The organism is Variovorax davisae (assembly GCF_030316845.1).
Classification (GTDB): Bacteria; Pseudomonadota; Gammaproteobacteria; order Burkholderiales; family Burkholderiaceae_C; genus Variovorax; species Variovorax davisae.
In genome coordinates, this window is sequence record NZ_JASZYS010000004.1 from 95,854 (window position 1) to 107,568 (window position 11,715).

Consider the following 11,715-nt stretch of genomic DNA (forward strand, 5'->3'; position numbering starts at 1 on the left):
TGCCCGCTCTCCTTCTCCCGACCGATGACTTCCCCCGAATCCCCTCGCAAGAGCTTGCTGTGGCTGGTGGCCGTCGGCTTCTTCATGCAGACGCTGGACGCCACCATCATCAACACCGCGCTGCCGGCGATGGCCGCCAGCCTCGGCGAGAGCCCGCTGCGGATGCAGTCGGTGGTGGTGGCCTATGCGCTCACGATGGCGATGCTGATCCCCGCCTCGGGGTGGATCGCCGACCGCTTCGGCACCCGGCGGGTCTTCTTCTCGGCCATCGTGCTGTTCGTGATCGGCTCGGTGCTGTGCGCCCTGTCGCGCGGCATCGGCCAGCTGGTCGCGGCGCGGGTGGTGCAGGGCATGGGCGGGGCGCTGCTGCTGCCGGTCGGCCGGCTGGCGCTGCTGCGCTCGGTGCCGCGGGCCGAGTTCCTGGCGGCGATGAGCTTCGTCGCCATCCCGGGCCTCATCGGCCCGCTGATGGGGCCGACCCTGGGTGGCTGGCTGGTGCAGTACGCCTCCTGGCACTGGATCTTCCTCATCAACGTGCCGGTGGGCCTGGCCGGCTGCATCGCCACGCTCTATTTCATGCCCGACCTGCGGGCCGCGCTGCAGCGGCGCTTCGACGGCGTGGGCTATGCGATGCTGGCCTTCGGCATGGTGGCGGTCTCGCTGGCGATCGACGGCGTGTCGGGCCTCGGGCTGCACGGCGTCGGCGTGGTGGTGCTGATGATCTTCGGCTTCGCCAGCATCACGGCCTACTGGCTGCACGCGCAGCGGCGGTCCGACCCGCTGTTCGAGCCGGCGCTGTTCGGCATCCCGACCCTGAGCATCGGGCTGCTGGGCAATCTGTTCTCGCGCCTGGGCAGCGGCTGCATGCCCTTCCTGGTGCCGCTGCTGCTGCAGGTGTCGATGAACTATTCGCCGCTGAAGGCCGGGCTCATGATGCTGCCGATCGCGCTCGCCGGGATGGCGATGAAGCGCTTCGCCACGCCGCTGATCCTGCGTTACGGCTATCGCCGGGTGCTGGTGGTCAACACCGCGCTGGTGGGCCTGACGATGGCCAGTTTCGGGCTGGCCACGCCGGACCAGCCGGCTGCGCTGCAGATCGTGCAGCTGCTCGTGTTCGGCGCCGTCAATTCGCTGCAGTTCACGGCGATGAACACGATCACGCTCAAGGACCTGGACGGCAGCATGGCCAGCAGCGGCAACACGCTGCTGTCGATGGTCCAGATGCTGGCGATGAGCATGGGCGTGGCCGCCGCCAGCGCGGTGCTGGGCGGCTACACCGAGGTGTTCGGCAGCACGACGCCGCTGGCCACCCTGCATGCCTTCGAGGCCACCTTCGCCAGCATGGGGCTGGTCACGCTGGCTTCGGCCTTGATCTTCTGGCACCTGCCGCCCGAAGCCCGGGCGGTGCAGCCGGCCCAGCCCGAGGTCTCGGGCCAGGGCTGATCAGGCGGGGTAAAGGCTCCCCAGCACCCGCGGGCCGCGGGCGCCGGTGACGCTGGCGAGGTTGCCGGCTTCACCGTGCAGGGTGGCGCGCGCCAGCCAGGCGAAGGCCGCGGCCTCGACCTCCTGCGGCGGCAAGCCGCGCTCGGCGGACGACACCACCTCGACCGCGGGCAGCAAGGCGCGCAGCCGGGCCAGCAGATGCTGGTTCAGCGCGCCGCCGCCGCAGACGATCAGGGTCCGGCTGTCGGCGCCGTGGCGCAGCAGATGGGCCGCGCAGCTGCTCGCGGTGAGCTCGGTCAGGGTCGCCTGCACGTCGGACGGCTTCGCCTCGGAGGTGCCCAGGTGCGAGGCCAGCCAGTTCGGATGGAACAGGTCGCGCCCGGTGCTCTTCGGCGGCTGCTTGGCGAAATAGGGCTCGGCCAGGAGCCGGGCCAGCAGTTCCGGCAGCACCCGGCCGCTGGCGGCCCACTGGCCGCCGGCGTCGTAGGGCTGGCCGATGTGGGTCTGGCACCAATGGTCGATCAGCGCGTTGCCGGGGCCGCAATCGAAGCCCAGCACGGTGCCGGCGCCGGCCGGCAGCAGGCTCAGGTTGGCGATGCCGCCGATGTTCAGCACCGCCACCGCCTGGTCGGGGCGGGCGAACAGGGCGCGGTGGAAGCCCGGCACCAGGGGCGCCCCCTGGCCGCCTGCCGCCAGGTCGCGGCTGCGGAAGTCGGCCACCACCCGGATGCCGGTGAGCTCGGCCAGCAGCGACGGATTGTTGATCTGCAGCGTGTAGCCGACCTCGTCGAACTCGCCCGGGCGGTGGCGGACGGTCTGGCCGTGGGCGCCGATGGCGGCAATGGCGTCGACCGCCAGGCCGGAGTCGTCCAGCAGTTGCTGCACCACCTGCGCGTAGACCCGGGCCAGGCCGTTGCCGGCCAGGGCGGCCCGGTGCAGTTCGTTGCTGCCGGGGCTATTGAGCGCCATCAGCTCGGCCCGCAGCGTCACGGGGAAGGGGGCCGTCGCATAGCCCTGGACGGTGATGCCGCCGTCCGAGAGATCCGCCAGGACGCCGTCCACCCCGTCCAGCGAAGTGCCCGACATCAGGCCGATGAAAAAGTCAGCCATGGGCGGTCAGGCGGGGACGAGGCCGCGCGGCCGGCCGTCAGTCGGCGCTGGCCTGGACGACCGAGAAGGCCGCCGACAGCTCGGTGCGCGTGGCGAGCGCCAGCCGCTCGAAGGCGGCGCGGTTGGCCGCGGTGATGGGCGCGCCGCCGTCCTGCTGGGCGATCGTGGCCGGGTCGTGGTACTCGCCATTGACCCGGAACTCGAAATGCAGGTGCGGACCGGTGGCCCAGCCGGTGGAGCCGACGGCGCCGAGCGTCTGGCTCTGGCTGACGCTCTGGCCGACCTTGACGTCGACCCGGCTCAGGTGGGCGTAGGCGGTTTCCTGATTGTTGTGATGCTTCAGGATGACGATGTTGCCGTAGCCGTTCTGGGTGCCGGCGAACTCGACCGTGCCGTCGCCGACCGCGCGCACCGGGGTGCCGGTGGGGGCGGCGAAGTCGATGCCGTGGTGCTGGCGCCAGCTGTTCAGGATCGGGTGCAGGCGCATCGCGAAGCCGCTGGTCACGCGCGAGAATTCGACCGGCGAGCTCAGGTAGGCACGCCGCAGGCTGTCGCCGTTGGGGCGGTAGTAGCCGCCCTTCTGGCCTGGCTCCTGGTACCAGAGTGCCTGGTAGAGCTTGCCGTTGCTCTCGAACTCGGCCGACAGCACCCGGCCGGTGCGCAGCGTCTGGCCGTCGGCGTCGAGTGTCTCGTAGACCACGGCGAAGCGGTCGCCCTTGCGCAGCGAGCGGAAATCGACGTCGCCCGAGAAGATGTCGGCCAGCTGGCTGGCGACCGGATCGGGAATGCGGGCGTCGTCGGTGGCGGCGAACAGCGAGGTCCGCACGACGCCGCTGGCGAGCCGGGTGCCGGGCGTCAGGGCGTCGGTTTCGGTGCGGGCGCGGAAACCGGTCGGGGTCTTCTCGACCACCAGGCGCTTGAAGCCGCCGTCGCCATCGGGCATCCAGCGGGCGCTGAGCTTCTTCAGGGCGTTTTCCTGGGTCGCCTCGGCGGTCACGGTGCGGCCAGGTCGGCTCAGCAGCGCGGCTCGGGCGTCGGCGTTGCCGCGCACGAAGGCGGCCGCCGCCGGATCGGCCAGGCCGAGGCGCTGCAGCAGGGCCTCGGCGGTGTCGCTCGAGCGCGTGATTTCGGTGCGGAAGAGCGTGAAGCTGTGGGCGTCCAGCGCTTCGATCTGGTCGGCAAAGGAGGCGGACGGTGCGACGGCCTCGAACACTTGCTTGACGGGGATCTCGGCCGCATCGGGGCCCAGCGAGGCGACGGCGAAGGCACCGCCACCGGCGGACAGCAGCAACGCGGCGATCGCAGCCGTGATCTGCTTCGGGTACGTCCGGAAGGTGTGAGCCACGCGCGAAGCAATCAGCTCCTCGGCGGCAAGAATGCCGTTGATCAAACTTCGAATTCCAGCTCAGGTTCTGCAAATCCGTACTGCGAGGGCCGTGTCGGACGGGCGGCAGGACGGTGCGTTCACAGCGCCGCTTAGAATCCGGCGCTTGGAAAAGTCGGGCTGAGTATAGCTTCGGCCATAGAGAAAACAGCCAAAGAGCCCCATGAACCCCGGTTTTGTTACATCCACAAGTCTGTCCGAAGTTGTAGGACAGGCCCTCGAAATTTCACTCCGTGGGACTGACGAGCTGCTCCCCCAGGACGAGTGGGTGCGCAAGCTCCAGCGTTCCGAGGCGACCGGGGCGCCGCTGCGCATCAAGCTGGGCCTGGACCCGACCGCGCCGGACATCCACATCGGCCACACGGTGGTGCTCAACAAGATGCGCCAGCTGCAGGACCTGGGCCATACGGTGATCTTCCTGATCGGCGACTTCACCACCACCATCGGCGATCCGTCCGGGCGCAACAGCACCCGGCCGCCCCTGACCCGCGAGCAGATCGAGGCCAACGCGCAAACCTACTACAAACAGGCCAGCCTCGTACTGGACCCCTCGAAAACCGAGATCCGTTACAACTCCGAGTGGAGCGATCCGCTCGGCGCCCGCGGGATGATCCAGTTGGCGGCCAAGTACACGGTGGCGCGGATGATGGAGCGCGACGACTTCAGCAAGCGCTTCAAGGCCGGGCAATCGATCTCGGTGCACGAGTTCCTCTACCCGCTGATGCAGGGCTACGACTCGGTGGCGCTCAAGTCCGACCTCGAGCTCGGCGGCACCGACCAGAAGTTCAACCTGCTCGTCGGCCGGCATCTTCAACAGGAATACGGCCAGGAGCCGCAGTGCATACTCACTATGCCGCTGCTGGAAGGGCTCGACGGCGTCGAGAAGATGTCGAAGAGCAAGAACAACTACATCGGCATCAGCGAGGCGCCGAACACCATGTTCGCCAAGGTGCTGTCGATCTCCGACACCTTGATGTGGCGCTGGTACACCCTGTTGAGCTTCAAGTCGCTGGCCGAGATCGCGGCCCTCAAGGCCGAGGTCGAGGCCGGGCGCAACCCGAAGGACGCCAAGGTCGCGCTGGCCAAGGAGATCACCGCGCGCTTCCACAGCGCCGCGGCGGCCGAGGCGGCCGAGCAGGACTTCATCCACCGTAGCAAGGGCGGCGTGCCCGACGAGATCCCGGAAGTCGCATTGAGCGGCGCCCCGCTGGGCATCGCCCAGCTGCTCAAGCAGGCCGGCCTGGCGCCCTCGACCTCCGAAGGCAACCGCCTGATCGACGGCGGCGGGGTCCGGGTCGACTCGGCGGTGGTCAGCGACAAGGCACTGAAGCTGCCCGCGGGCAGCTACGTCGTCCAGGTCGGCAAGCGCAAGTTCGCCAAGGTCACGCTGAGCTGAGCCGCCCGGCCCCCTGCGGGGCTACCTGACTTCAATGGTCACGCGGCGGTTGCGCGGCTCGGCGACCTCGTCGGCCGTGCGCACCGCCAGGTCGCGCTCGCCGCGGCCCACGGCCTCGATCCGGCTGGGCGGGAAATCCCGGGCGACGAAGAGCTGCCGGATTTCCAGCGCGCGGGTGAGCGACAGGTTGTCGTTGCGGGTCTGCGAGCCGACCGTGTCGGTGTGGCCCGTGACCACGATCTCGCCGCCGCTGCGCGCCAGGGCCGCTGCCAGGGCCTCGTTCATGCGGACCTGCGAGGCGGCCGTGAGCACGGTGCCGCCGGCTTCGAAATAGACGGTGAAGCTTTGGGCGGGCGGCGGCATCAGGTCGAACAGCGTCTTGTTCTGCTGCTTGACGCGCTCGGGGTCGGCCTTGTCGACCTTCGGCGCTCCGTGGGCGCCCAGCTTGGCCGTGGCCCGTTCGAAGGGCTGCGACAGCGTTTCCTCGCCGTCCTCGGTGCTGACCACCACGGCGGACGGCTTGCCGTCGGCCTGGGGCAGCAGCACGACGCGGGTGGCCGGCGGCGCGGCGCAGGCGGCGAGCAGGGCGGATGCCAGGAGCGTGGCGGGCAGGCAGAGAGCGCGCCCCGTCACGGCTGCGAATCCGTCTCGACGATGAAGTCGGTGCCCCGAATGCCGATGACCGCGCTTTGGGTTTCGACGCGCACCGCATCGGGATGGGTCTTGCCGATCAGGCCGGTGACCATGCGCAAGGTGCCGCGCAGCAGCGAGACCACCATGCCGCCGTCCTGGGTGGTCGAGTCGAAGTGGAACTGCTTGAGGTCCAGCCTGGAGGAAGGGCCGACCACCAGGGTCGTGCCGTCGCGCAGCACCACGCTGGCGCCGGAGTCGGCGCCGGTCTGCAGGCGGTCGATCGGCGCCATGGTGTCGCCGGCCATCGCGGCCCGCGCCTTGGCGCTGCCGCTGAGCAGCTGGACATCGCCGCGCACCGATTTGACGATGCCGGCGCGTTCCTCGGCCGCCGAGGGCTTGGACGTCTCGGCCGCGAGGGCGATGCCGGCATTCAGCTGGGCGCCGACGGCGGCCAGGGCGAGGACGAGGCCCCGCAGGACCTGGTTTGATTTCTTGTTCAATGGACCTCCGCAACGATTCTGGGCGTTGCGGCCGATGGTACGCGAGGGGCGGACGGACCCCGATAATCCGCCGGCACGACCGGCTCGGCCATTGCGCCTTTGTCCGCACTTTGCACTGCCACTACTTTTCATCCTTTGAAATTCGCTTCACTCACTCCTGCCCAGTTGCTGCGCGTCTCGATCGTGGTCGCCCTGGTCACGATCGTGCTGAAGGGCGCGGCGGGCTACGTCACCAACTCCATGGGGCTGATTTCCGACGCCATGGAATCGTTCGTGAACCTGGCGAGCGCGACCTTCGCGCTGGCGATGGTCACGGTGGGGGCCCGGCCGGCGGACGACGAGCATCCGTACGGCCATCACAAGGCCGAGTACTTCTCGTCGGGCTTCGAAGGGATCCTGATCATCGGCGCGGCGATCGCCATCATCTGGGTGGCGGTGCTGCGGCTGCTCTCGCCGCAGCCGCTGGAGCAGCTCGGCTGGGGGCTGGGGCTGTCGATCCTCAGCTCGGCCTTCAACGGCTGGCTGGCCTTCGTGATGTTCAAGGCCGCGCGCGTGCATCGCTCGATCGCGCTCGAATCCGATGCCCGCCACCTGGTCACCGATGTCTGGACTTCGGCGGCGGTGGTGGTCGGCATCGTGGCGGTGCATCTGACCGGCTGGCTCTGGCTCGACCCGGTGCTGGCGATCGGCGTGGCGCTGAACATCGTGCGCGAAGGTCTGTCGCTGGTCTGGCGCTCCTCGCAGGGCCTGATGGACGAGGCGATCGAGCCCGAGTCGCTGGCCGTGCTGCAAACCACCTTGGCGCGTTTCGCGGCCGGCGTGCCCGAGGGCGCGCAGCTGCGCTTCGACGACATCGTCACCCGCCGGGCCGGCCAGCGGCGGTTCGCCGACCTCCACATGCACGTGCCCGGAGCCTGGTCGCTGGAGCGCGCCGCCGGCCTGCGCGACGGCCTGGAGAAGGCGCTGATCGACGCGCTGCCCGGCCTGCGCGTGACCATCCAGCTGCTGCCGCTGGGCATGGAGGCGCGGGCCACGCCAAGGGTCGAGGCGCTGTGAAGGCGCTGCTGCAGCGCGTCGGCCGCGCGCGGGTCGAGATCGCCGGGCACACCGTGGGCGCGATCGATGCGGGGCTGCTGGTGCTGCTGTGCGCCGAGCGCGGCGACACCGAGGCGGTGGCCGACCGGCTGCTGGCGAAGATCCTGAAACTGCGCATCTTCTCGGACGACGCCGGCAAGATGAACCGCAGCGTGCAGGACGTCGGCGGCGGCCTGCTGGTGGTGAGCCAGTTCACGCTGGCGGCCGACGTCAGCGGCGGCAACCGGCCGAGCTTCACGCAGGCCGCGGCGCCCGACGAGGGGCGGCGGCTCTACGAACACTTCGTGGCCCGGGCGCGCGCTGCGCATCCGGTGGTGGCGACCGGTGAATTCGGCGCCGACATGCAGGTGCACCTGGTGAACGACGGGCCGGTGACAATACCGCTGCAGATGGTTTGATCGATTCGCGGATCTGATCAGTTGAGGACAGAGCAAAAATTGCTGCGCAATTTCTTGGTCTGTCCCGCAAGTTCTCAGTAAGGGTTGCGGATGCCGAGGCCCGCGAGGATCTCGATCTCGCGCGCCTCCATTTCCTCGGCGTCGGCCTCGCCGGTCTCGTGGTCCCAGCCCTGCGCATGCAGCGTGCCGTGGACCAGCAGGTGGGCATAGTGCGCGGCCAGCGTCTTGCGCTGCTCCTTCGCCTCCCGGGCCACCACCGGCGCGCACAGCACCAGGTCGGCCATCACCATCGGCGCCTGCGCATAGTCGAAGGTCAGCACGTTGGTGGCGTAGTCCTTGTGGCGGAACTCGCGGTTCAGTTGCTGGCCTTCGTCGGCATCGACGATCCGCACCGTGATCTCGCCGTCGGCATCGAGCGCATGGCGGATCCAGCGCGCGACGCTGTGCCGCGGCAGGGCGGCGCGATGGCGCTCGACGCCCTCGAAGCGGGCGAACTGAAGCGACAGCGACAGGTCCGGGAGTGCCATGTCAGTGCGCTGCCGTGCGCTTGCGCGCGTTGTCGTAGGCGTCGACGATCCGCGCCACCAGCGGATGGCGCACCACGTCGGCGCTGGTGAAGCGCGTGATCGCGATGCCGTTGACCCGCTTGAGCACGCGTTCGGCGTCGATCAGCCCGCTGGGCTGGGTCTTCGGCAGGTCGATCTGGCTGACGTCGCCGGTGACCACCGCCTTGGCGCCGAAGCCGATCCGGGTCAGGAACATCTTCATCTGCTCGACCGTGGTGTTCTGCGCCTCGTCGAGGATCACGAAGGCGTTGTTGAGGGTGCGCCCGCGCATGAAGGCCAGCGGCGCGATCTCGAGCGCATTGCGTTCGAAGGCCTTCTGCACGCGGTCGAAGCCCATCAGGTCGTAGAGGGCGTCGTACAGCGGCCGCAGGTAGGGGTCGACCTTCTGCGTCAGGTCGCCGGGCAGGAAGCCGAGCCGCTCGCCGGCCTCGACCGCGGGCCGGGTCAGCACGATGCGCTGCACCGCGCTGCGCTCGAGCGCGTCGACCGCGCAGGCCACCGCCAGGTAGGTCTTGCCGGTGCCGGCGGGGCCGATGCCGAGCGTGATGTCGTGATTGGCGATGTTCTCGAGGTAGAGCGCCTGGGTCGGGGTGCGGGCGCGCAGGTCGGGGCGCCGGGTGGCGAGCACCGGGGCTTCCTCCTCGTCCATCGAACTGTCGCTGGCCAGCGTGAGTTGCACCACGGCCGGATCGATCACGCGCTGGGCGATCTCGTAGAGCGCCTGCAGCACCTCCATGGCGCGCTGCGCGTTGGCCTTGGGGCCGTCGATCTTGAACTGCTCGTGGCGGTGCGCGATCTTGACATCGAGCGCTTCCTCGATGCGCCGCAGGTGCGCGTCGAGCGGGCCGCAGAGGTGGCCCAGGCGCGTGTTGTTGGGCGGGGCGAAGGTGTGTCGCAGAATCACGCGAGTTTCATTTCAAAAGCGAGAAGGGCACCCATGATAGGCAAACTCACCGGCATCCTGGCCGAACGCAATCCGCCGCAGGTGGTGGTGGACTGCCACGGCGTCGGCTACGAGGTCGATGTGCCGATGAGCACCTTCTACAACCTGCCGGGCGCCGGCGAGCGGGTCTCGCTGCTGACGCACTTCGTGGTGCGCGAGGACGCCCAGATCCTGTACGGCTTCGGCACCGCCGAGGAACGGGCCGCGTTCCGGCTGCTGATCAAGATCTCCGGCGTCGGGCCGCGCACCGCCCTGGGCGTGCTGAGCGGCATGAGCGTGGGCGAGCTGGCGCAGGCGATCACGCTGCAGGAGGCCGGCCGGCTGGTGAAGATCCCCGGCATCGGCAAGAAGACCGCCGAGCGGCTGCTGCTCGAGCTCAAGGGCAAGCTGGGCGCCGACATCGCGCTGCCCACCCATGCCGCGACCGACGCCCAGGCCGACATCCTGCAGGCGCTGGTGGCGCTGGGCTACAGCGACAAGGAAGCGGCCGCCTCGCTCAAGGCATTGCCCAAGGAGGTGGCGGTGGGCGAGGGCATCAAACTGGCGCTGCGGGCGCTGGCGAAGTAGCCCGCCGCCGCTGGCGCATCGCGTCAGGGCACCCACCCGTAGCGCAGCGCGTGAAAGAACACGGGCGCGGCGAAGACCACCGAATCGAGCCGGTCCAGCATGCCGCCGTGGCCTTCGATCATGGTGCCCCAGTCCTTCACGCCGCGGTCGCGCTTGATCGCCGACATCACGAGGCCGCCGAAGAAGCCCATGAGGCAGATGGTCAGGGCCATCAGCGCGGCCTGCCAGGGCTCGAAGGGCGTGGCCCAGTACAGCGCCGCGCCCAGCGCGGTGGCGCTGAGCACGCCGCCGACCAGGCCCTCCCAGGTCTTCGAGGGCGACAGCTCCGGCGCCACCTTGCGCCGGCCGAACAGCTTGCCCCAGACGTACTGCAGCACGTCGCTGCCCTGGACCACGATCACGAGGAAGGCGATCAGCAGCAGGTTGCGGCCCTCGAAGCCGGGAATCTGCAAGGTCAGCAGCGCCGGCACATGGCTGATGCAGAAGACGCAGACCATCAGGCCCCATTGCACCTTGGACGTGCGCTCCAGGAAGCGCTTGGTGTCGCCGCCGACGGCCGCCAGGATCGGCAGCACCAGGAAGGCGTAGACCGGGATGAAGATCGCGTAGAGCCCGTACCAGTCGATCCAGATCAGCAGGTACTGCACCGGCAGCACGATGAAGAAGGCGGCCGCGATCGCATGGTGATCGCCGCGCCGGGTGTAGGCCAGGCTCATGAACTCGCGCAGCGCATAGAACGAGATCAGGAAGAACAGCAGCACGACGCCGCCCTTGCCCATGGCGAAGGCGAGGCCGATCACGGCCACCATCACCCACCAGGCATTGACGCGCGAATTCAGGTTGTCGATCACCGAATGCGGCTGGCCGTGCGCGACCCGCCACTTGAGCAGCGCACCGATGGCCGAGGCCAGCAGCAGCACGCCGGCGACGCCGCCGAACAGCGCCAGGGTGGTCTGGGAAGAGGCAGAGAGGGTCATGGGGCCGGGTCTTCCGCTTTGTCGTAGTCGGGCCGCAGGTCGAGCATCGCGGCGCGGGCCCGGGCGATGAAGGCGGTCTTGTCCTCGTCCTGCGCCAGTTGCAGCGGCGCGCCGAAGCGCACGCTGCAGGCCAGCGGGATCGGCACCAGCGTGCCCTTGGGCAGCACGCGTTTCAGGTTCTCGATCCACACCGGCACCAGCCGCACCTGCGGGAAGGAGCGTGCCAGATGGAACAGCCCGCTCTTGAGCGGCAGCAGTGTCTCGTCGCCGGTGTTGCGCGTGCCTTCGGGGAACATGATGAGCGAGTCGCCCGACCGCAGCGCCTCGGTCATCTGCTCGACCGGGTTGGGCGCGGCGCCGTTCGCCGCCCGGCCGTCCCTGCGGATCATCAGGGCGTTGAACACGTCCTGGCCGATGAAGCGGCGCAGCGTCGAGGCCTCCCAGTAGTCCTGTCCTGCGACCGGCCGCGTCAGGGCGCGCAGGTCGGGCGGCAGCGTGGCCCACAGCAGCACGAAGTCGCCGTGGCTGGTGTGGTTGGCGAAGTAGAGGGTCTGCTCGGCCTGGGGGGTGCTGCCGGCCCAGATCGCGCGCACGCCGGTCAGCAGCCGTGCGAAGACCACGATCAGCCAGGCCGAGGCCAGGGCGGCGAGCCTGCGCGGGCCCCCGGAAGGGGAAGAACTCATGGAGACTCCTTGGGATCCTT

The 11,715-nt window shown here is 69.4% G+C and carries 13 protein-coding genes; 5 read left to right on the forward strand and 8 right to left on the reverse strand.

Annotated features, from left to right (window positions below):
- The first annotated feature begins 24 nt into the window (after positions 1-24).
- Positions 25-1,443, forward strand: a complete 1,419-nt coding sequence (mdtD, locus tag QTI33_RS10830; RefSeq protein ID WP_286505896.1) for a multidrug transporter subunit MdtD — start codon at positions 25-27, stop codon at positions 1,441-1,443.
- On the opposite strand, the gene QTI33_RS10835 is transcribed toward mdtD, so the two are convergent.
- Together QTI33_RS10835 and QTI33_RS10840 are read right to left on the reverse strand one after the other, a co-directional pair.
- The gene (locus tag QTI33_RS10835; protein ID WP_286505897.1) at positions 1,444-2,553 is read right to left on the reverse strand and encodes an anhydro-N-acetylmuramic acid kinase; all 1,110 of its coding nucleotides are present in this window, start codon (positions 2,551-2,553) and stop codon (positions 1,444-1,446) included. It lies immediately after the preceding gene.
- 37 nt (positions 2,554-2,590) lie between these two features.
- A complete protein-coding gene (locus QTI33_RS10840; protein ID WP_286505898.1) occupies positions 2,591-3,943 on the reverse strand; it encodes a M23 family metallopeptidase in 1,353 nt (450 codons plus the stop codon).
- A 157-nt stretch (positions 3,944-4,100) separates the two neighbouring features.
- Here QTI33_RS10840 and tyrS point away from each other — a divergent pair, with 157 nt between their 5' ends.
- Positions 4,101-5,333: a tyrosine--tRNA ligase gene (tyrS, locus tag QTI33_RS10845; protein WP_286505900.1), complete on the forward strand. Its 1,233-nt coding sequence runs from the start codon at positions 4,101-4,103 to the stop codon at positions 5,331-5,333.
- 21 nt (positions 5,334-5,354) lie between these two features.
- Here tyrS and QTI33_RS10850 read toward each other — a convergent pair whose 3' ends face one another.
- Together QTI33_RS10850 and QTI33_RS10855 are read right to left on the reverse strand one after the other, a co-directional pair.
- A complete protein-coding gene (locus QTI33_RS10850; protein ID WP_286505902.1) occupies positions 5,355-5,966 on the reverse strand; it encodes an OmpA family protein in 612 nt (203 codons plus the stop codon).
- Positions 5,963-6,466: a FecR family protein gene (locus QTI33_RS10855; protein WP_286505903.1), complete on the reverse strand. Its 504-nt coding sequence runs from the start codon at positions 6,464-6,466 to the stop codon at positions 5,963-5,965. Before QTI33_RS10855 ends, QTI33_RS10850 begins: the two co-directional genes overlap by 4 nt.
- Positions 6,467-6,601: 135 nt before the next feature.
- Between QTI33_RS10855 and QTI33_RS10860 the strand changes: the two genes are divergently transcribed.
- Together QTI33_RS10860 and dtd are read left to right on the forward strand one after the other, a co-directional pair.
- Positions 6,602-7,522 carry a cation diffusion facilitator family transporter gene (locus QTI33_RS10860; RefSeq protein ID WP_286505904.1) on the forward strand — a complete coding sequence of 307 codons (921 nt, stop codon included), beginning with the start codon at positions 6,602-6,604 and terminating at the stop codon, positions 7,520-7,522.
- A complete protein-coding gene (dtd, locus tag QTI33_RS10865; protein ID WP_286505905.1) occupies positions 7,519-7,959 on the forward strand; it encodes a D-aminoacyl-tRNA deacylase in 441 nt (146 codons plus the stop codon). The genes QTI33_RS10860 and dtd overlap by 4 nt, the downstream gene beginning before the upstream one ends.
- 74 nt (positions 7,960-8,033) lie before the next feature.
- On the opposite strand, the gene ybeY is transcribed toward dtd, so the two are convergent.
- Entirely contained in the window at positions 8,034-8,486 is a 453-nt protein-coding gene (gene ybeY, locus QTI33_RS10870) for an rRNA maturation RNase YbeY (RefSeq protein ID WP_286505908.1), read from the reverse strand.
- A 1-nt stretch (position 8,487) separates the two neighbouring features.
- Entirely contained in the window at positions 8,488-9,429 is a 942-nt protein-coding gene (locus QTI33_RS10875) for a PhoH family protein (protein ID WP_286505910.1), read from the reverse strand.
- A gap of 33 nt (positions 9,430-9,462) precedes the next feature.
- Here QTI33_RS10875 and ruvA point away from each other — a divergent pair, with 33 nt between their 5' ends.
- The gene (gene ruvA, locus QTI33_RS10880) at positions 9,463-10,035 is read left to right on the forward strand and encodes a Holliday junction branch migration protein RuvA (protein ID WP_286505911.1); all 573 of its coding nucleotides are present in this window, start codon (positions 9,463-9,465) and stop codon (positions 10,033-10,035) included.
- 23 nt (positions 10,036-10,058) lie between these two features.
- On the opposite strand, the gene QTI33_RS10885 is transcribed toward ruvA, so the two are convergent.
- Entirely contained in the window at positions 10,059-11,012 is a 954-nt protein-coding gene (locus tag QTI33_RS10885; protein ID WP_286505912.1) for a phosphatidate cytidylyltransferase, read from the reverse strand.
- Positions 11,009-11,695, reverse strand: a complete 687-nt coding sequence (locus QTI33_RS10890) for a lysophospholipid acyltransferase family protein (RefSeq protein ID WP_286505913.1) — start codon at positions 11,693-11,695, stop codon at positions 11,009-11,011. The genes QTI33_RS10885 and QTI33_RS10890 overlap by 4 nt, the downstream gene beginning before the upstream one ends.
- Positions 11,696-11,715 lie beyond the last annotated feature (20 nt).